This window comes from Pseudorhodoplanes sp. (assembly GCF_046289595.1).
Taxonomy (GTDB): Bacteria; Pseudomonadota; Alphaproteobacteria; order Rhizobiales; family Xanthobacteraceae; genus Pseudorhodoplanes.
On record NZ_JBKBVB010000035.1, the window covers coordinates 1 to 19,816 of the forward strand.

The 19,816-nt window shown below is 63.4% G+C and carries 17 protein-coding genes and 1 pseudogene; 7 read left to right on the forward strand and 11 right to left on the reverse strand.

From position 1 onward, the window contains the following. Window positions 1-801: 801 nt before the first annotated feature. Complete coding sequence (locus ACK41X_RS09630; RefSeq protein ID WP_409721922.1) at window positions 802-1,092, forward strand: DUF4236 domain-containing protein; 291 nt, start codon at window positions 802-804, stop codon at window positions 1,090-1,092. 35 nt (window positions 1,093-1,127) lie between these two features. Here the strand turns inward: ACK41X_RS09630 and ACK41X_RS09635 are convergent, their stop codons facing one another. The 3 genes and pseudogenes from ACK41X_RS09635 to ACK41X_RS09645 all read right to left on the reverse strand — a co-directional run. Further along, window positions 1,128-2,045, reverse strand: coding sequence for a ParB N-terminal domain-containing protein (locus tag ACK41X_RS09635; RefSeq protein ID WP_409721925.1), 918 nt, complete (start codon window positions 2,043-2,045; stop codon window positions 1,128-1,130). After that, a complete protein-coding gene (locus tag ACK41X_RS09640; RefSeq protein ID WP_409721928.1) occupies window positions 2,042-3,643 on the reverse strand; it encodes a recombinase family protein in 1,602 nt (533 codons plus the stop codon). Before ACK41X_RS09640 ends, ACK41X_RS09635 begins: the two co-directional genes overlap by 4 nt. A 219-nt stretch (window positions 3,644-3,862) precedes the next feature. Next, window positions 3,863-4,510: pseudogene (locus tag ACK41X_RS09645) on the reverse strand (magnesium chelatase domain-containing protein); the annotation flags it as partial. Between the two features lie 129 nt (window positions 4,511-4,639). Here ACK41X_RS09645 and ACK41X_RS09650 point away from each other — a divergent pair. Next, on the forward strand, window positions 4,640-4,864 hold the full coding sequence (locus tag ACK41X_RS09650) for a hypothetical protein (protein WP_409721931.1): 225 nt from the start codon (window positions 4,640-4,642) through the stop codon (window positions 4,862-4,864). Here ACK41X_RS09650 and ACK41X_RS09655 read toward each other — a convergent pair whose 3' ends face one another. Genes ACK41X_RS09655 through gshB form a run of 3 tightly spaced genes read right to left on the reverse strand, consistent with a single transcriptional unit; the run spans window position 4,865 to window position 7,204 of the window. Beyond that, on the reverse strand, window positions 4,865-5,893 hold the full coding sequence (locus ACK41X_RS09655) for a hypothetical protein (protein WP_409721934.1): 1,029 nt from the start codon (window positions 5,891-5,893) through the stop codon (window positions 4,865-4,867). Next, complete coding sequence (locus tag ACK41X_RS09660) at window positions 5,881-6,243, reverse strand: hypothetical protein (protein WP_409721935.1); 363 nt, start codon at window positions 6,241-6,243, stop codon at window positions 5,881-5,883. The genes ACK41X_RS09655 and ACK41X_RS09660 overlap by 13 nt, the downstream gene beginning before the upstream one ends. 16 nt (window positions 6,244-6,259) lie before the next feature. Continuing rightward, a complete protein-coding gene (gene gshB / locus ACK41X_RS09665; RefSeq protein ID WP_409721938.1) occupies window positions 6,260-7,204 on the reverse strand; it encodes a glutathione synthase in 945 nt (314 codons plus the stop codon). Between the two features lie 96 nt (window positions 7,205-7,300). Between gshB and ACK41X_RS09670 the strand changes: the two genes are divergently transcribed. Then, the gene (locus tag ACK41X_RS09670; protein WP_409721941.1) at window positions 7,301-8,548 is read left to right on the forward strand and encodes a methyl-accepting chemotaxis protein; all 1,248 of its coding nucleotides are present in this window, start codon (window positions 7,301-7,303) and stop codon (window positions 8,546-8,548) included. 88 nt (window positions 8,549-8,636) lie between these two features. Here ACK41X_RS09670 and ACK41X_RS09675 read toward each other — a convergent pair whose 3' ends face one another. After that, window positions 8,637-9,041 carry a YraN family protein gene (locus ACK41X_RS09675; RefSeq protein ID WP_409721944.1) on the reverse strand — a complete coding sequence of 135 codons (405 nt, stop codon included), beginning with the start codon at window positions 9,039-9,041 and terminating at the stop codon, window positions 8,637-8,639. Continuing rightward, on the reverse strand, window positions 9,028-9,933 hold the full coding sequence (gene rsmI, locus ACK41X_RS09680; protein ID WP_409721947.1) for a 16S rRNA (cytidine(1402)-2'-O)-methyltransferase: 906 nt from the start codon (window positions 9,931-9,933) through the stop codon (window positions 9,028-9,030). The genes ACK41X_RS09675 and rsmI overlap by 14 nt, the downstream gene beginning before the upstream one ends. Window positions 9,934-10,236: 303 nt before the next feature. Here rsmI and ACK41X_RS09685 point away from each other — a divergent pair, with 303 nt between their 5' ends. Further along, window positions 10,237-11,448: a penicillin-binding protein activator gene (locus tag ACK41X_RS09685; protein ID WP_409721950.1), complete on the forward strand. Its 1,212-nt coding sequence runs from the start codon at window positions 10,237-10,239 to the stop codon at window positions 11,446-11,448. Between the two features lie 127 nt (window positions 11,449-11,575). Here the strand turns inward: ACK41X_RS09685 and hemW are convergent, their stop codons facing one another. After that, window positions 11,576-12,754 carry a radical SAM family heme chaperone HemW gene (gene hemW, locus ACK41X_RS09690; protein WP_409721953.1) on the reverse strand — a complete coding sequence of 393 codons (1,179 nt, stop codon included), beginning with the start codon at window positions 12,752-12,754 and terminating at the stop codon, window positions 11,576-11,578. Window positions 12,755-12,962: 208 nt separating this feature from the next. On the opposite strand from hemW, the gene ACK41X_RS09695 reads away from it, so the two are divergent. Next, the gene (locus ACK41X_RS09695; RefSeq protein WP_409721956.1) at window positions 12,963-15,665 is read left to right on the forward strand and encodes a calcium-binding protein; all 2,703 of its coding nucleotides are present in this window, start codon (window positions 12,963-12,965) and stop codon (window positions 15,663-15,665) included. A gap of 54 nt (window positions 15,666-15,719) precedes the next feature. Here ACK41X_RS09695 and rdgB read toward each other — a convergent pair whose 3' ends face one another. Both rdgB and rph read right to left on the reverse strand, forming a co-directional pair. Then, complete coding sequence (gene rdgB, locus ACK41X_RS09700; protein WP_409721959.1) at window positions 15,720-16,358, reverse strand: RdgB/HAM1 family non-canonical purine NTP pyrophosphatase; 639 nt, start codon at window positions 16,356-16,358, stop codon at window positions 15,720-15,722. After that, on the reverse strand, window positions 16,355-17,068 hold the full coding sequence (gene rph, locus ACK41X_RS09705) for a ribonuclease PH (RefSeq protein ID WP_409721962.1): 714 nt from the start codon (window positions 17,066-17,068) through the stop codon (window positions 16,355-16,357). Before rph ends, rdgB begins: the two co-directional genes overlap by 4 nt. Before the next feature lie 108 nt (window positions 17,069-17,176). Between rph and ACK41X_RS09710 the strand changes: the two genes are divergently transcribed. Together ACK41X_RS09710 and hrcA are read left to right on the forward strand one after the other, a co-directional pair. Continuing rightward, the gene (locus tag ACK41X_RS09710; protein WP_409721964.1) at window positions 17,177-18,619 is read left to right on the forward strand and encodes a hypothetical protein; all 1,443 of its coding nucleotides are present in this window, start codon (window positions 17,177-17,179) and stop codon (window positions 18,617-18,619) included. A 64-nt stretch (window positions 18,620-18,683) separates the two neighbouring features. Then, window positions 18,684-19,766, forward strand: a complete 1,083-nt coding sequence (gene hrcA / locus ACK41X_RS09715) for a heat-inducible transcriptional repressor HrcA (protein ID WP_409721966.1) — start codon at window positions 18,684-18,686, stop codon at window positions 19,764-19,766. The last annotated feature ends 50 nt before the right edge of the window (window positions 19,767-19,816 follow it).

Here is a 19,816-nt window from a genome sequence, read left to right on the forward strand (position 1 = left end):
CCAACTGCCCTATGCATTTGCATAGGCCCGGCGTTCTCAAGTGGCCCCGCCCCGGTCGTTGCATGCGCCCCTCGCGGGCTAGCGGTGGTCCGCCTGCCCCGCGGGGCGGTATGTGGCCAAAGGCGGCTGCGGAGCCCTACCGGGGCGGAAGGGGGGCCTTAGGCGCGCCCGGGCCGCTCTGGGGTAAACCGCGGCCGCCTCCAGCCCACTTAACTGAGGCAGAGTGTCTTTTTCTGCAGGCGCGCAAGGCCGGTTCTGTCGGTGTTTTCTAAGTGCTTGTCACTCACGCTCAGTGGCTTGGGAACCTGTATAGTGGGACTGTCTCGCGCCCGGCTTCCGCGGTATTGTTCTCTCTTATTTCCACTTCCCCATCAGATGGTTCATCTATGGCCCGCGCTCTACTGTTGACCTTGGTTTGCGTTGTCCTCGCCTCGTGCACGACGCAAACCGTTGCCGAGCTTGAAGCCGCTGACGATGCGGCTTGTCGGAATGCGCCCAACTACGACTCGTGCCGAGAGCGATTGCTTGAGTATCGACGGCAGGAAGCTGACCGCCGTCGCGACACGGGACAGGCCCTCGAGCGCGCCGGCGCGGCCCTCCGTGATCAGCCTCGCGTTGGACGTTGATGCCCAGCCATCAATCGCCCCGCCAAATCCCCTTGGTCCATTCCTAGCGCCCAGCGTTGCCTGATGGCTTGGGACGGCGGACGCCCTCATGCCGTGGGCGCGGCATTTTCGTAATGACTGCCCTGTGCACTCCAATACTATAGTGTTGAATTCTTGCAATTGAGGGAGGCGGGAAATGGCGTTGCGGTTTCGTAGGTCCAAGAGGCTGTTTCCCGGCGTAACCCTGAATCTCGGCAAGCGTGGGGGCAGCGTTCGCATTGGCGGCAAGGGCTTCGGTTTCACTAGCGGCGCTTCAGGGTCGCGCCTTTCAGCAGGCGTGCCTGGAACAGGAATCAGCTTCAGTAGGAAGCTGCGTTCAAACCCTGCTCACAGTGAAGACGCTGCCCCGCAAAGTCGCTTGCGTTTGTGGATGATCCTACTGATCCTTCTATTGATCGGCGGTCTTGCCTACCACGCTATAGGTTAGGGTCAGGCACGTAGTTCACCTTCGGGCGTTGGTTTCTATTCTCCCCCGTTTTCCTTTCTGTGCTCCTCCAGTGCCGTCGCCAGTTCTGACACCAGCGCTTCAGCCAGCGCTTCGTCATGTATGACAAGGGCGCGCGCTGTCACAGCGTAATCGCGTTTCAGCAGGTCCGTAAGCCGCGTCGCAATCGTGTTTGCGAGCCGCCCCGCCCGCTCCTGTATATCCTGTTGACTCGGCTCAATGTGGCGGAACACGGCCCGTGCATGACCCCATCTTGTTTTGTTGAGTGGCTCGCCTAATCGTTGCCTGAACTGTTGGCCTTCAAGACTGTTTTCTTCATACAGGCGCTTAACCCTGCGCATCTCGCTGATTACGCCTTCGCTGACTTTCGCCAGTCGGTGGGTCTCATCTTTGCTCGCCAGCCCCAGCAAAGTGAGCTTCCAAGCCACCTCTTGTTTGCTTTCCCTCGAAAGTGGCAGCTTGATTTTTGTATTATCGCTAATACTCCTCAGGTGCGCAGCGCGCGCGCTCCCGCGAAACCACACACACTGGATAGGCGCTTCCCATCGCGCCTCCTTATACGCTTCAAGGCGATGGTGTCCGTCGACGCAAACCCACCGCTCTCCCTCCCCTTCTTCATAGATCGGAGAGGTTCTGAGCTTTACCACCGTTACTGGATCAAGTTCGCCTTGGGCGCGTATCATGCTGAGCAACTGTTGGACATGTATGTTGTCCAGTGTGTGGTACCCATAAGTGAACGTTCGCGGCTGAAACAGCGCAGGGATAGTGTCGATATGCTCGGGCTTGACCCTTACGATGTTTTCCGCGTCTTCCGGTGGCTGAATGATGCGCCCCTCCGCCTCTGTCAGCGCGCGCTCTAGGGACGCCGCATCTAGCCGAGCATCCGCTATTCCTCGCTTCCGAGCTTTCTTTTCCGATGCTGTCTTTCTCGTCATTCAAACGCTTCCTTGAGCGCGGCCGCAATCGACTTGCTTTTCAAGTGCCGCGAATAGAACGGAATGTCCTCAGTGGGCCGCTCCGCGTGCCGCCAGTGTATCGATAGGCGCGCCGCCTCTGGGTCGATTATGATCCGGCTCACCGCCTCCCTAAGCGCCCTATTGGCCTCTTTCACATCCAGCGGCTTCTTTAGCAGCGTGTCTCGCATGCGCTGCAGTCGCTTGATGACCGTGGCGCTACTGAGTGTATCCCTATGGCCCCTAAGGGCCCTCAGGTGTTCTATCACCTCTTGCAATTGCTTCTCCGCCTCCGCCAACGCGCGTCGCACCGCAGGTGTTGAGGTTTCACCAAGCTCGCGGGCGAGATTGTCGGTGGTGTCCTCTAGCTGATCGACGCGGTGGTCTGCCTCGCGTATCTGCCTATCAAGTTCGTCGGTGGTCTTCCCACGCGGTGCTTCGTTGAAGATTGCGCGCGCATTCGTGGTCAGAGCGGCCTCAACGGCGCTGTAGGGCACTGCAAGATACTTGCAGCCTTTCGCCCTTGCATTCGCTCGTGAGCATACGAGGTACACGTGTTCACCTTTCGTTACTCGCGTCACGGTGCCGCCACATCGCGCGCACTTGGCAACTCCGGCAACCACCGACCGCACCACGCCTGTATTCGCATTCCGTCCGCGCGCCGCCGTGCTCCCGAGCTTCGCGGCCACTCGCTCAAATAGCGCCGCGTCAACCACCGGGGGGAAATAGTTCTCTATGGGCGAAAGGGCGGTGCGCACGCGCTTGCCTGTTTCGTCCTTCTGCGTTCGATGCGGGGTGAATACCCCCATCGCCGCGCTGTTCCGCAGCACCTTCGCGACGTATGATCGGTGCCAGTATTTCGCCGCCCGCGCGCCACCCCATGTTGGTGTGCGTTTGCTGTTCAGCCAATGCGCTATGCGGTGTTGCCCCCAGCCTTCGTCAGCCTTCTCAAATATGGTCCGCACAACACGCGCTCGCTCAGGGATAGGCACATGCTCCTTGGAACGGTCGTCCCATCGTATCCATGCCGGGAGCATTCGAGTGAACGGCTTGTCGCTCTGCCCGCCCTTCGCCGCATCCCGCCGCTTCTTATCGTAGACCGCCGAAAGCCTCCGCGACTTCGTGGCGCTCTCTTCATGCGCGCGCATAAACCGAACGACCATCATCATGAAGGCCAAGCTGTCATTGTCGAGTGTGTCGGCGCTGTAAAGCCTGCCCCCGTCCGATAAGTCCACGAGGTTGATGCCCGCTTCGACTATGTCCTCCATTGTCCGCACGGCCTTGCGTGCCGTCTGGCGGCTCACTCTGTCCAGACTTTCGACCAACAAGAAGGAGCCATGGGGGATGTCCCCGTCCTTCACGGCTTGAAGAAACAGCCCTAGCTTCCCGCCCTCTACGTTCTTGCCTCTAAAGGCTGACACACCCGTGTCGACGTAGGAGAGTGGGTCGAGGTCGAGGCCCTTGGCCTCAGCATACGCGCGCGCCTGTTCCGTCTGCCGCCGGTCGCTATCTCCTTTCGATTGTTCTGGAGTACTCCAGCGCACGTAGCTGTATGCCTTGGGCCTCGCCTCGTTCTTCATGGCGCGGCTCAGTCGTGCGCCGGATGGAAGTGCTCAGTAGGTATGCCCCACCGCTCCGCTGTAGCGTCCGTGCCCGCGTCGAGCTGATCAGCCGTGGCGTGCGCCTTGTCCGCGAGGACTGCGAGGCTTACGGCCGCTGTGGCCCGGATGCGCAGATAGGCGAGGCGCAAGTGTCTGGTCATGGCTCATTCTCCTATGCCGGAATTGGCATTGAAGCAATAGCCTGAGGAGATTGTGTCCGCCAGCGGCGGCGACTTCGAGCGCGCGTTTGCCGCTTTCCTGTCCCTTGATGTCGGCGAGGTCGAGCGCCACGCCATCGGCTTCGCGGATTTTCGGTTGCGGCCGCGACAGCACCTGCGATCCGCGGAAATGATTGGCGAGCTGGATCAGCGACGAGGCGGCGACGATCTCCATCTCAGGACCAGCCCACGCCGCTTCCGCGCCGCAGGCCATCGGGCAGATCAATCCCTCGCCGCGCGCATTGGCGCTGATCGCTGCCGGCAGAACCCCGGCGACCGGCGCGATCGAGCCGTCGAGCCCGAGTTCGCCCAGCACCGTGAAGCCCGCCAGCGCGTCCTGCGGGATCGCGCCGATGGCGGCCATCAGGCCAAGCGCGATCGGCAGATCATAATGGCTGCCCTCTTTCGGCAGATCGGCCGGCGCGAGATTGACGGTGATGCGGCGTGCCGGCAATGCCAGCCCGGAGGCAATCAGCGCCGAGCGCACGCGCTCGCGGGCTTCGGATACGGCCTTGTCGGCCAGACCGACCACAGCGAAGGCCGGCAATCCCGGCGCGACCTGCACCTGCACGTCCACCGCGCGGGCCTCGACGCCCTGAAACGCCACTGTCGTCACCCGCTGGACCATGCCTGAAGACTAACGCCCGCCCGCCCCGGTTGTGGAAAAGCTAGCGGACATCGCGATGCGATGCAAGAACATTTGCAGAACAAAACGACTCAGCCTACCTTTTCCACCGGCACGGAATGGGAGCTGACCATGGTCGACCTGAAATCATTGCAGCTGGAGCTGGCCTTCGCACGCCGCGCGCGCCGCGAGGCCGAAATGGCCGGTCTCGATCTGGAGCGTGTAATCGAGCGCATGCAGGCGGGCCGCACGTTGCAGCAGATCGAGCTGGAAGAGCTGGCGTCGCGCGACGAGCCGGCTTTGGCGGATCGGACCGCGCCTGTCTTTGACGCTGCGACGTTCCGGCAGGCCGCGTAATCAGTCGGATTTGCGCGTCGCGGCGGCGCGCTCCGCTGCACCGGTGCGCATGCGCAATTCGCCGACAACGGCGTCGACGCTTTTTGCGAATTCCGCAAGCTCGAAGTTTTGCGGATCGTCGTGCTTGTTGCGAATGCCCTCATCCAGCACCGAGTGAAAAGCCGGGATCATCCAGAAGCCGGCCCGGTGGCTCGCCACAGCATAGATCAGCGCCAGCGAATCGTACTGCGCCTGCGTGAAGCCGGGATTGGGCGCGAGAAAATCGTTATTGCGGCCGTAGCCTTTCAGCGCGCGGCGCGGCTGGATCAGTTCGACGTGAAGGAACAGGCCCTTCAGCGCGGGGCCGAAATTGGTCGCGGTTTCGAACTTGGTGGCGCGCCAGGGCACTGTGAAATCGTGAGCGAGAAAGATCGTGCCGCCGCGATTGATGAAGACATGGGCGCGCTCGATTTCGTTGGCGCAGGCATAGCGCCGCAGATTGTTGATCTTGGGGTTGTCGTCGATCGAAGCCGGCCACGGCTGGCTGCGGTAATTCGGGGTCGAGGTATCGTGGAGCACGATATAGGTCGCTGACCGCGCCAGCGGGTCGTTGTCGTGCGCATGCGAGACCGGCCGCGACAGCGCGTCGATCATGTCCTGCGAGGCGCCGCGATCGCGCAGCAGCGAAGCCAGCGCCTCGCGCGAGGGCAGGTCGGCGCCGTTGCCGACGCGCTTTTCCAGAGCCTCCGGCAGAGCATCCATGGGCGGTCCGAGCCGGCCGACCGGCTTCACCGGGTTGAGCAGGCAGCGCGCCTGCTCGGCCGGCGTCCCGGCAAATGTCTGAGTCGCGTGATCGAATTGGCAGAAGCCCGCGATCTGGTCGTCATTCAGCACCACCGGCGGGCGTTTGGCGAACACGCATGTTCCGGCATTCGCTCTGAAGTCCGAAGCCATCGCGGATGCGCAGCAGCCCAGCGCCATCGCGAGCGCCAGAGTGACAGATGAACTTGCGTTGCAGAACATGCGGCCGCCGTCAGTCAGGCGTGCCACGCTACCGCAAGTCCGATGGCAATGACAGCCAGACAGACGACATCGACGACCCCGGGCGACATTAAGACGCGCGGCGGCTCGGCGTTGCGCGGCACGATCCGGACCAGATCGACGCAGCCGAGGACGATCCACCCGGCCAGCGCCAGTGCAAGCCCGCCTTTACCCTCGGGATGGGCGTGGAATAGCAGCAGGAACAGCGCGACCCCGATGATCACATGCGAGGCATAGAGCACCATGGACATCAGGGAGCCCGAGATGAAGGTCCAGCGAAAGCCGGGGCGGCGCGCAACGTAAAGCGTCGTGCCGAGAACCAGGACCACATAGAGAAGTGTGACGCTGAGCCCCGACATGGCAGTCTCCTGACGTTTACGGCTTGCGCTTCTTCTCGATCGCGTCCCAGACCATCGCCGCCACATCCGGCCCGCCGACGTTTCTGATCGCCCTGATGCCGGTCGGCGAGGTGACGTTGATCTCGGTGAGATGGCCGTCGATCACGTCGATGCCGACGAACAGAAGCCCGCGCTCTTTCAGGGCCGGTCCGAGCCGCGCGCAGATTTCGCGCTCGCGCGGCGTCAGTTCGGTATCCTTCGGCGAGCCGCCGCGCACCATGTTGGAGCGAAGATCGTCCGGCGCCGGCACCCGGTTGACCGCCCCGGCATAGTCGCCGTCGACCAGGATGATGCGTTTGTCGCCATGCTTCACCGCCGGCAGGAAGGTTTGCACCATCCATTGTTCGCGGAAGGTGGTGGCGAAAAGGTCGTAGAGCGAGCCGAAATTGAGATCGTCTTTGGTCAGCCGGAATACCGCCGCGCCGCCATTGCCGTAAAGCGGCTTCATGACGATGTCGCCATGCTCCTCGCGGAACGCCTTGATCTCGGCGAGGTCGCGCGTGATCAGCGTCGGCGGCATCAGGTCGGAGAATTCCATCACGAAAATCTTTTCCGGTGCATTGCGCACATGCGCCGGGTCGTTGACCACGAGCGTCTTTGGATGCACCCGCTCCAGCATGTGGGTCGTGGTGATGTAGGCCATGTCGAAGGGCGGATCCTGGCGGAGCAGGATCACGTCGAATTCGGTGAGTTCGGTCCGCTTGGCCTCGCCCAGGGTGAAGTGATTGCCGGGCTCATCGCGCACGTCGAGCGGCTGCACATTCGCGAACACGCGGTCGCCACGCTGGGCGAGCTTGTCGGGCGTGTAATAGGACAGCCGGTGGCCACGCGCCTTGGCTTCGAGCAGCAAGGCGAAGGTCGAATCGCCGCGGATATTGATCCGCTCGATCGGGTCCATCTGGACGGCGATATTCAATTGCATGGTTCTGTCTAACGTTGTGATGCGGCGGTGCAAACCAGTGGTTAACAAATACCTGCCATGCTGCCCATAGACACCCGGACCTGTACGGAAGACGTCGTGGCCATCCCGAAACTGACGATTGCCGTCAAGCTCTATGCGATTTTCGCGCTGATCGCGACCGTTGCCATTGTGACGGCGGGTATTGCCGTGCAGAGCCTGCCGGTTGCGGGCGGAATTCAGAGCCTGGTTTGGCCGGTCCTGGCAATGTCGGCGGCGCTGATTCTGATGGCTGTAACCGGTGGCCTGATCGTCCGACGGTCCTGCGCCGGGCTTGCGGCGATTGCGCGCGCCACGCAGGAGATCGCGAGCGGACGGACCGATATTGTCGTGCCGTGTCTTGGCCAGCGGGATGAGATCGGCACACTGGCCGCCGCGATTGGCGTGTTTCAGACCGCCATGCGCCGCAATGTCGAGCTTGGCGAGGCGATCCGCAGCGAAGCCGAAGCGCGCAAGTTGCGCCAGGACCAGATCGCATCGAATATCGCCGCCTTTTCCGCCGAGGTCGAAGCGACGCTGCAGGATCTGATGAAGCTGTCCGGCCGCGCCAAGCGAGCTGCGAAGGAGCTTGAGCAAGCCGTAGAAATCACGGTCGATCGCACCGGCCGCGCGACGCAGGCGTCCAGGGAATCCAATGCCAATGTCCGCGACATCGCCTCGGCCGCCGACGAACTGGCCATGTCGGTTCTGGAAATCGAACGACAGGTCAATCAGTCAAATGACATCGCGATGAAGGCGGTTGCAGAAGTAGAAGCCAGCAACGATACCGTGCAGGCCCTGAGCGATGCTGCGGGCCGGATCGGCGATGTGGTGCGCCTGATCAACGATATCGCGGAGCAGACCAATCTGCTCGCGCTCAACGCCACCATCGAGGCGGCGCGGGCCGGCGACGCCGGGCGCGGCTTTGCCGTGGTGGCGGGCGAAGTGAAGGCGCTGGCCGGCCAGACTGCCAAGGCGACCGACGAGATTGCGATGCAGATCGCCGGGATGCAGCAGGCGACCGAACGCTCGATTGCGGCGATCGGCGCCATCAAGGCGACGATCCGCGAGATCGGCGACATTTCGAGTGCGATCGCCGCCGCCGTGACCGAGCAGGGTGCCGCAACCCAGGAGATCGCGCGCAGCGTCGAATCCGCCTCGCACCGTGCCGGCGAGACCACGACCCAGATCGGCAAAGTGACCGAGGCCACCGAAATCAGCCGCGTGCATTCGGTGGCGGCACACGACGTCTCCGATGCGATCGAAAGGCTGACATCGCGCATCCGCACCGAGCTCGACCGCTTCTTCGAGCAATTGCGCGCGGCTTAGAGTCGAAGCGGCTCTTCGGTCATCGCGTTGACGCGTTTTCGTGACGCGAACCGGTACCCACTTCGCTCGAAGACGCTTGAGCGCTTTCCTATTCGGCCTCGAACGCCCCGGGAATGTGCCGCGGCTGGGCGCGCGGCGCGATCAGAATCGCATCGAAGCGCATGTCGCTATCGGCATCGTCGGGATGCGCGGCGAGCCATGCTTGCGCCGCCGCCACGATCCGCCGTTTCTGGCGCTCGGTGACGGACCAGGCCGCATCGTCGAGCGCGGCGCGCGCCTTGACCTCGACAAAGACCAGCAGCGGCCCGTTGCGCGCCACAATATCGATCTCTCCGGTCGGGCATTTGAATCGCCGCGCTGCGATCCGGAATCCCTTGGCCAGCAGCAACTCTGCCGCCTGATCTTCCGCGCAGAGCCCAAGCCTGAAGGCGGCCTGACGCGCCGGCGCAGGATCCGGCTTGCCGGGTGTTCCGCCGGATCTAGGGCGCGCCATCGCTGCGCTCCCGGTCGAGTTCGAGCGCGCGCCGGTACACATCGCGGCGCGGCAATCCGGTGGCGGCCACAATCTCCCCCACTGCATCCTTCACCGATACGCGCTCGAGCGCCGCGCGGATCAGGCGGTCGATGTCATCTTGTTGCGGGGCGTCTTCTTCGCGCGGCGGCGCAAGCACAATCACGAATTCGCCGCGGGTCTCGGCTTCGCCTGCATAGTGGCTTGCAAGCGCCGTCAGCGTTCCGCGGCGGACCTCTTCGTGCAGCTTGGTCAGTTCGCGGCAGACCGCGGCGTCGCGATCGCCCAGCGCATCGGCCAGATCGGCCAAGGCCGCCGCAATCCGCGCTCCGCTCTCGAACACTACCAGGCTTGCCGGAATGCGCGCCAATTCCAGGGCCCTCGCCTTGCGCTGGGCCGCCTTGGCGGGCAGGAAGCCCTCGAACAGAAAGCGGTCGGTCGGCAATCCCGACGCCACAAGCGCGGTCAGCACCGATGAGGCACCGGGAATGACAATGACGGCGAGCCCGCTCTCGCGCGCCTCCCGGACCAGCTTATAGCCCGGATCCGAAATCGCCGGCGTGCCGGCATCGGAAATCAGCGCGACGGCTTCGCCATCGGCGATTCGCTTGAGCAGCGCCGGCCGCGCCGCCGCTGCGTTATGCTCATGATACGGCGTCGTCGGGGTCGCAATGCCGTAATGCTGCAGGAGCTTGCGGCTGACGCGGGTGTCCTCGCAGGCAAGCAGATGAGCGCCGGAGAGGGTCTGCAACGCGCGCAGCGTGATGTCCCCGAGATTGCCGATCGGCGTGGCGACGACATACAGCCCCGCTGCGAGCGTCGGGGCCGGGAAGGCCGTACCGGAGATGTGAAACCCGCGCCGGGCTTGCGTCATGGGTTCCGCCAAGGCTCGTATCGTGGTTTGAACGATGGGTTGCGTGAAGGCCACACCGCGGAAGCAGCGTATGCGATCCGTGGCCTGGCCGGTTAAACATTCTGTCACAATATGCCAGATTGCACGGCCAGTTGCCTAAGGCGCGCGACCGGCCCAGTCTCCGGCGGCTGGCGATTGCGGGGCTGCTGAGCCGAACCACACGAGAATGAATCCTTTGCCGATGCCCTTCGAATCCTGTTCCGCTGCCGGAAAAGATGCTGATGGCCGCGGCGTTCGGACCTTGGGCCAACGCGTCGCGTCCTGATGCCGAGGAGTCGTCCGTTGCCGGGGTCGCTCCCGACTGTCCTGTTGTCGCGCCGATCCTTTGGCATATCGGCCCTGTCGCTTGCCGCCGCCGGCCTCGCCGGTTGCGCCGGAAATAACATCGGCGGCGGATCGCCGTCGCCCGAAACGCCGGCGAGCGCGTCGCCGGCGGGAGACCCGATCGGGCAGGGACAATACAGAGTGGCGCTGATCCTGCCGCTGTCGGGCGGCGGCAATGCCGGGCTGGCGGCGCAATCCATGAAGAACGCCGCCGAGCTGGCGCTCTCCGAATTCTCCAGCACCGATATCCAGCTTCTGGTCAAGGACGATGCCGGCAACCCGCAGCTTGCCAGGATGGTGGCCAACCAAGCCATGGACGAGGGCGCGCAAATCATCCTCGGTCCGTTATTTGCGCAGACGGTTCAGGCGGCGGGTTCCGTGGCGCGCCCGCGCAACATTCGGGTGATCGGCTTCTCGACCGACACCAGCGTGGCGGCGCGGGGCGTGTATCTCTTGAGTTTTCTCCCCGAGACGGATGTTGCGCGCGTCTTGTCGTACGCATCCGCCAACGGAAAGCGTTCCTATGCGGCGATTATCCCCGAAAACGCCTATGGCTCGGTGGTTGAGGCAAAGTTTCGAGAAGATGTCGCCCGCCGCGGCGGGCGGGTTGCGGCGCTGGAGCGCTACGAGAAGACACAATTGCAGACGGCGATCAATGCGGTTGCGCAGGCGGCGCGAAGCGCCGATGCGATCTTCATTCCGGACGGCGGCGATGTCGCGCCCGACATTGCACGCGGGCTGGCCGCCGGTGGCGTCAACACCCGTCGCGCGCAATTGCTCGGCACAGGATTATGGGACGATCCGCGGATTTTTGGCGACACTGCCATGCTCGGCGGGGTTTACGCTGCGCCCGACCCGGCTGGCTTTGCGAGCTTCGCGCAGCGCTATCGGGCCCGTTATGGCGGCGAGCCCGTCCGCACGGCGACGCTCGCCTACGATGCGACCGCGCTGGTCGTTGCGCTGGTGCGCAGCCAGGGACCGCAGCGCATCACCGACGAAATGCTGACCAATCCGTCGGGCTTTGCCGGGATCGATGGCATTTTCCGCTTCAAGCCGGATGGCACCAACGAGCGCGGACTTGCGGTGATGCAGGTCGCCTCGGGCGGCGGCCAGATCGTGAGCGCCCCGCCGAAATCCTTTACCGGCAGCTGATCGGCCGCTTATGGCCGCGATTAAACTATAGCGTTTTCGAGCGAAGTGGGCACCGGTTCGCGTGAAGAAAACGCGCCAACGCAACAAATTAGAGTCTTTTCGCGATTCGAAGAAAAGCGAAAAGACTCTAGGCGGCGAGGTCCGCCACCACCGCGTCGAGGATCGGGAACGCCGCCTGCGTGACCCGCAGCCTGCCGTTTGGGGTGGTCTCAACCGCGCCCTCGGCGCGCAGATTGGCGATACGCCGTTCGTCGAGCGGCCGGCCCGACAACACCTCGTAGCGTTGCGGATCGATGCCTTCGGCTAGCCGCAGCCCCATCAGCAGATATTCGTCGGCGCGTTCCTCGCGGGTCAGCACGTCATCGACGACGAGGCCGTGGCCGAGGGCTTCGACGCGCATCAGCCAGCTTTCCGGCCGCTTCTCGGTTGCGGTTGCATAGCGGCGGCCGTCCTGCTCGATCCGGCCATGCGCGCCCGGACCGATGCCGGCATATTCGTCGCCGCGCCAATAGACAAGATTGTGCCGGCATTCGGCGCCGGCGCGTGCGTGGTTTGAGATCTCATACGCCTGCAGCCCGGCCGCGTCGCAGACCTCCTGCGTCGTATCGTAGAGGTCGCGCGCCGTATCGTCGTCGGGCGTTGCGATCTTGCCCCTGCGGTGCAGGTTGAAGAACGGCGTGTCGGGCTCGATGGTGAGCTGGTAGAGCGACAGATGTTCTGCCGCCTCCGCGATCGCGCGGCGCAGCTCGCCCGCCCAGGCATCGGGCGTCTGGCCGGGCCGGGCGTAGATCAGGTCGAAGGAATAGCGGTCGAACACCGAGCGGGCGACGGCAACCGCCTTCAGCGCTTCTTCCGCCGTATGCAGTCGCCCGAGTTCTTTCAACGACGCATCGTCGAGCGCCTGGACGCCGAGCGAGACACGATTGACCCCGGCCGCCCGGAAGCCGCGGAAGCGCTCGGCCTCGACGCTTGTCGGGTTGGCTTCCAGCGTGACCTCCACATCCGGTGCGACGGTCCAGTGCTTGCCGATGCCGTCGAGGATCGCGGCGACCGTCTGCGGCTGCATCAGCGAGGGCGTGCCGCCGCCAAAAAAGATCGTGGAGACAGTGCGGCCATTTGTCCGCGCCGCCATCGTCTCGATTTCGCGCAGATAACCCGCAACGTAGCGCGCCTGGTCGATGCCGCCGTGACGGACATGGCTGTTGAAGTCGCAATAAGGGCATTTCGACAGGCAGAACGGCCAATGCACATAAACGCCGAAAGCATGCGCCGGGAGAGTCGTCGCGGAGAGATTCGTTAACGTCATGTTAACGACCTTACCCGGTTCCGGCCCACGCCGAAAGCGAACAGACGGGCATCGATAAAATTGTAACGATCGGGAACTTAGGATCGTACCGCCGATTCGACGTGCTTCCCGTCATCGCGCAGAGCCGTGCCGACCCGTGAAATGCGTCCGCGTGTTTCGCGCGGATTGCAGCTTTGCCGCAACACGGTCTCACGCGCCGGCGCAGGCGATGACTGCAGTGGGGGGCACCATGTCGACGACGGTCAATATCAATCTCAGCACTGCGTTGCAGACGACGCTGGCCAGTCCCAGCGCGAAGGCCTACGCCTATGTGTTCGCATTCGGTGCATCGACCTTGGGCGGCCCGGTCGAACTGATTGCCACGGCGACGCTGGTCGAAAACGGGGTCGGCACGGGAGGGTCGATCACGCTGCCCTCGCCGAATTTCTACAGCGGCAACATTTTCGTCGTCATTCAGCAGGACGGCGACGGCAACCTGCCGAATCATATTTCAAGCATCGGCGACATCACCACCAAGGCGGCCGAGTACAATTATTCCTATCAGATGTTCGAGGCGACGCTGTCCGGCAGCGGCAACGACCAGGGCGACATCTCGGCACTCAACACCCTCGGCTTCGCATCGACCCTCGAGGTCGTCTACCAGGATGGCACCGACACCCGCGGCTTCAACGTGGATGCCAACAGCATCTTCAGCTGGCTGCCGCCGGAAGCCATTCTCAATTACGATCCCAACCACTTTCCGAATCCCATCCGCATCGCGAATGGCCCGGCTACGGCCAACAACGAAGCGCCATGGGCCGGCTCCGGCTGGCAAACCTATGTCGATGCGCTGAAGAGCGATCCGGCAACGCTGTCCGCCATCCAGATCGTCTATGCGTTCCAGGGCGGCTCGACGCTGCAAGAAGACGCGATGCTCAGCCAGTATGGCGTGCAATATGTCGCGAGCGACCAGTATGGCGACGACTATTTCTGGCTGGTGCCCGACACCAGCAACGGCGCCACCAACACGGATTGGATCCGGATCCCGGTCAGCCAGCTGGTGGATAATATTTTCGTTCAAGGCGGCTCGGTCGAAGTCCATCAGGGCGGCAAGGGCGGCAACGTCGTCTATTACGACAGCTTCACACCCGACAATGCCGTGGGCGGCGTCGCGAAACATTTCGTTGCCGGCTTCGACGCCGGTTACTGGGGCGGCCAGGGCGTCTCCGCCAACGGGCTGGACAACCAAGTCTTCGATTTCAACAAGGGCTATAACTGGAACGTCAACTACGCCTATAACGCGATCCTGCTGGACGGTGTCGGGTCTGCGGACTTCTACAATTACCTGATGCCGGCCAATCCCAGCGCCAGCGATTTCTTCTACGACCCCTGGGCGCAGCAGATTCTCGTCAGCTCCAACGCCTACGGCTATTCCTACAGCGATCTGGTCTCTGCCGGCGGCGTCAATCCGCAGATCTCGCTCTGGGACCCGGCCGCCAATGCCAATGTCGGCACGATCAACATCACCATCTTCGATAACGGTGAGATACCGCCTTCGGGATACAAGGCGTCGAGCACGGGTTACATTGCTCCGGGGATTAACGGATACGAGGCTGCGACAACCGCCAATACCAACAATGTCGGGTTCAGCTTCAATTTCGGCGTCGGCAGCACGATCTACGCGCCCGACGCGAACACGCCGATCGTCTTCAAGATCTACGCACCCGGCGCCGCCGGCGCGGACTCGGACGGTTTCATCTCACTGAATCTGACGGGTGCGAACGGCAACTGGTATTATTACGAGATCGTTGCGGACGCCACCAACACCTGGAGCTACAACTACACCAATCCGACCGACGAGGCCGGCTTCTTCAATATCTTTAACCTGCCGGGCACGGCGGACGGTTCGGCAGCGTGGTATCAGCTGGTGTTCGGCGGCACCGGCGCGCAGTCGATCTATAACATCTACGCGCTCACCGATGTCGGCAACGGCATCACCGAGCTCGTCATCGATCACGGCGTCGAGGTCACCTATACATCGGCAAATCAGGCCTACACGCTGAGCTTCGCGCCCGGCGGACACATGTTCTACGACATCGGCACCTTCGCGCCGCCGCCCACAGACGATCCCGACGCGCCCGGCGTAACCATTTTCGGCTCCAAGCAAAGCGATATGGTCAATGCGCTCAACTCGGTCGGAACCCAACCGGTGCCGACCGGCGGTGCCGACATCATCTACGGCGGCAAGGGCGACGATTTCCTGTCCGGCCTTGCCGGCAACGACATCCTCAACGGCGACAAAGGCGTCGACACCCTGTATGGCGGCGACGGCGACGACATTCTCCAGGTCAGGGGCAAGGAAGGCATCAACGATGTCTTCCTCGGCGGCAACGGCACCGATACATTGCAGTTCGTCGGTAAAGGCGGCGTGACGCTGGCGGGCTTCACTGCCACGAGTTCCTCGATCGAGATTCTCGAAGGCAACGGCCGCGGCCTTGTCGGCACCAAGCAGATGGACGTGTTCGATCTGAGCGGCCTTAGCCAGATCGACAGCCTGCCGTTTGTCGACGGCAAGGGCGGTAACGACATCCTGATCGGTTCGAACTTTGACGATGTCCTGCGCGGCGGGAAAGGCGACGACGTCCTCGACGGCCGCGGCGGCAACGACATCCTCGATGGCGGCAAGGGCCGCAACACCTATGTGTTCGCCGACGGCTACGACAACGATACGATCGCGAAGTATCAGGCGGGCAACGCCGTTGTGGACCTGACCGGCGTGAGCAGCGTCAGCGACTTCTCGGGGCTTGCGCAGCTGATGCAGCAAGAGGGAAAGAACGTGGTGATCGATTTCGGCAACGGCGATTCGCTGACGCTGCAGAAGACGACGATTGCTCTGCTGACCGCCAACCAGGGCGACTTCCTGTTCAGCTAAGCTATTCGCGGTATGAAGCGAAAGGGTCCGGGCGCTCCGAAGCGTGCCGGACCCTCACTTTGCCAGACAGGCTTCCGCCAGTTTCATGAAGGCGCGGGCGCGATGCGACAGCCCCTGCCCACGCGGCGGCAGGCCGTGCTTTTCCTCGGCCGTCATCTCGCCGAAGGTGCGCTCGTGCCCGTCCGGCAGAAACATCGGGTCGTAGCCGAAGCCCGCGTCACCGCGCGGCGGCCAGACCAGCGTGCCCTCGACAATCGCCTCGAAGTCTTCCGTATGCCCGTCCGGCCAGGCGACGCACAGCGCCGACACGAAATGCGCCCGGCGGCGCGCCGGTGTCGTTGCGCCATGGTCGCGCAGCATCTGGTCGATCGCCTCCATGGCTCTTGCGAAATTCTTGTCCGGCCCGGCCCAGCGCGCCGAATGAATGCCGGGTGCGCCGCCCAGCGCATCGACTGCAAGCCCGGAATCGTCGGCGAAGGCGGGCAGGCCGGAAGCCTTCGCCGCGGCATGCGCCTTGATTGCGGCGTTCTCGGCGAAGCTCGTGCCGGTCTCTTCGGGCTCGGGCAAACCGAGTTCGCCAGCCGACACCGCCTCGATGCCGTAAAGCGACAGCAAGTCGCGCATCTCGCGCAGCTTGCCGGCATTGTGGGTGGCGATGACGAGCTTGCCGGTGATCTGCCTGTGATCGCTCACGTCACCGCCATCTTCTGCAGATCGACCAGCTTGCCGACGCCCTTGCGGGCAAGCTTCAGCAATTCGAGAAATTGCTCCTCGGTGAAAGGCGTTTTCTCCGCGGTGCCCTGAATTTCGATAATGCCGCCGGCGCCGGTCATGACGAAATTGGCGTCGGTCTCGGCTTCCGAATCCTCCGCATAGTCGATGTCGAGCACCGCCGCGCCCTTGTGGATGCCGCAGGACACCGCGGCGACATGGTCGCGCAGCACGTCCGACTTGATCATGCTGCGCGCCTTCATCCATTGCAGGCAGTCATGCAGCGCGACCCAGCCGCCAGTGATCGAGGCGGTGCGCGTGCCGCCATCGGCCTGGATCACGTCGCAATCGATGGTGATCTGGCGCTCGCCGAGCGCGACAAGATCGACGACCGTGCGCAGCGAGCGCCCGATCAGCCGCTGGATTTCGATGGTCCGCCCGCCCTGCTTGCCGGCGCTGGCCTCGCGCCGGGTGCGCTCGGAGGTTGCGCGCGGCAGCATGCCGTATTCGGCGGTGACCCAGCCGCGTCCCTGACCCTTGAGCCAGGGCGGCAGCCGGTCTTCGAGCGTGGCCGTCACCAGCACATGGGTGTCGCCGAATTTCACGAAGCAGGAGCCTTCGGCATATTTGACGACGCCGCGTTCCAGCGAAACGGCGCGCATTTCATCGGGGGCCCGGCGGCTCGGCCGCATGCGTTCAGTCCTTCTTGATTTGCAGCTTGGCTGTAACGCTTTTAGGAGGCACCGTCGCAGCCGACAAGCGCGGATTCGCCATAAAAGCCGGCCCGGAAGGAAAAGGTCTTGCTCGAAAACCTGATGCGGCCGCTCCGCGCTTTCCAGCCGGCTTATGTGCCGCTGATCATGGTCTATTTCGCCTATGGGGCGCTGGGCCTGATCGACGTCACCCGCGACTTCTGGATCAAGGAGCGGTTGCAGCTCTCTCCGTCCGAGCTCGCCGCCATCGGTGTCTGGCTGACGCTGCCCTGGACCATCAAGATGGTGTTCGGGGAACTGGTCGATTGCGTGCCGATCTTCGGCTCGCGCCGCCGCGTCTATATCGTCATCGGCGCGCTGTTTACCGCGACCGGCCTTGTGACGCTGGCCGGCGCCGCCGGCGGCTGGCTCGCGCTCATGCGGCCGGATCAGCTTTATGTGCTGGGTGCGCTTCTCATTGTGCTCGGCACGGTGATCCAGGATGTGGTCGCCGATGCCATGTCGACCGAGGTGGTGCAGCGCGTCGATGCCCATGGTGAGCCGCGACCCGACAACGAGGTGCGGTCCGAACTCGGGATGGTGCAGGTGCTCGGGCGCCTCGCGCTGTCGGGCGGCATCGTTGCGGTCGCAGGATTGTCCGGGGTGCTCGCCGGCCTGTTCGATCGCGAGACCGTATTCCTGATGGGCCTCGTCATCCCGGCGATCTCGGTCACCGGCACGCTTCTGGTCAAAAAGGAGCCCACCGAAATCCGGCCGATCGACTGGCGCATTCTGGGCGGCGGCGTTCTGTTCGGCGCGATGGTGGTTGCGCTGGCGCTCGGCGGCATTCCCTATGCGCAGGAATTCATCTTCCTTTTGTCGATGGCGGTGGTCTGCACCATGCTGGTGTTCGTGACGCGCGAACTCGATCACAAGTCGAAGATGGCGATCCTCTATACCAGCATTATCATCTTCGCGTTTCGCGCGACGCCGGGCGTCGGCGACGGCTATTTCTGGTGGACGCTCGACGTCCTGAAGTTCGACGAGAATTTCTACGGCGCGCTGCGCCAGACCGGCGCGGTGCTGGCGATTCTCGGAATGTGGCTGTTCTCCAAGCAGCTCACCGAATATTCGGTGACAAAAACGCTGTTCTGGCTTGCCATCATCGGCACCGTCCTGTCGCTGCCCAATGTTGCGCTCTATTACGGCGTCCACGAATGGACCGAGCGCACCTTCGGTTTCGGCGCGCGCACCATTGCGCTGATCGATACGGTGGCCTCCTCGCCCTTCGCGCAATTGTCGATGATTCCGCTGCTGACGCTGATCGCCTTCTATGCGCCGGCGGGACACCGTGCCACCTGGTTCGCGCTGATGGCGTCGCTGATGAATCTGGCGCTGGCGGCGGGGCAGCTGCAGACCAAGTATCTCAACCAGATCTTCGCGGTACAGCGCGGCGACTATATGGAGCTTGGCGGGCTTTTGATCACCGCCCTGTTCCTGGGTTTCGTGCTGCCGATCGGCGCCATCCTTCTGTTCGGGCGCAGGGTGTGAGTCGCGGGCCGCTTGAAATTGCTGCGGGAAATCGACAAATCTTGCAGTTGAAGGAGCTTTTGCCGTGGCCTCACACGACATCCCGGTCGGTGCGACCCAGGTCTCGCTCGCCGATCTGAGCGAGCGGTCGCGCGACATTTTCCGCCAGATCGTCGAAAGCTATCTCGCCACCGGCGACCCGGTCGGCTCGCGCAATATCTCGCGGCTGTTGCAGGTGTCGCTGTCGCCGGCCTCGGTGCGCAACGTGATGAGCGATCTCGAGCAGCTCGGCCTGATCTATGCGCCGCATACCTCGGCCGGCCGGCTGCCGACCGAGCTTGGCTTGCGCTTCTTCGTCGACGCGCTGATGGAGATCGGCGACCTCAACGACGCCGACAGGCGCGCGATCGAGGCGCAGGTGGCCGGGCGCGGCCAGTCCTACGAGAATGTGCTGATGCAGGCCTCGGGCCTGCTTTCGGGGCTCACGCGCGCTGCCGGCGTGGTGCTGACCGCCAAGCTCAACAGCCATCTGAAGCATATCGAATTCGTGCGGCTCGAACCCGAGCGCGCACTGGTGGTGCTGGTCGCCGAAGACGGCCAGGTCGAAAACCGCATTCTCCCCATCCCCGCCGGGCTGCCGACCTCCTCGCTGGTCGAAGCCTCGAACTTCCTCAACGCCCGCATCCGCGGCAAGACCCTGGCCGAGGTCCGCCTCGAGCTCGAGGAGGCGCTGGAGGCCGGCCGCGCCGAACTCGATCAACTCACCCAGAAGATCGTGGCCGCCGGCTTCGCCAGCTGGTCCGGCGGCGAAAACGATGACCGCAAGCTGATCGTGCGCGGGCAGTCCCATCTGCTCGACGACCTCAAGGCGCTCGACGATCTGGAGCGGGTCCGGCTCCTGTTCGACGATCTTGAAACCCGGCGCGGCGTCATCGATCTCCTTGGCCGCGCCGAACGGGCCGATGGCGTTCGCATCTTTATCGGGTCGGAGAACAAGCTGTTCTCGCTGTCCGGTTCCTCCACCATCGTCGCGCCCTATCGCGATTCCTCCGGCCGGATCGTTGGCGTCCTGGGCGTGATCGGGCCGACAAGGCTAAACTATGCACGGGTGATCCCGATGGTTGACTATACGGCCAAGGTGGTGTCCCGCATTCTCGCCGGAACTTGATTTTTACGGTTGAGTTCCGATATGGCGGACGACAATCCCATACCGTCAAC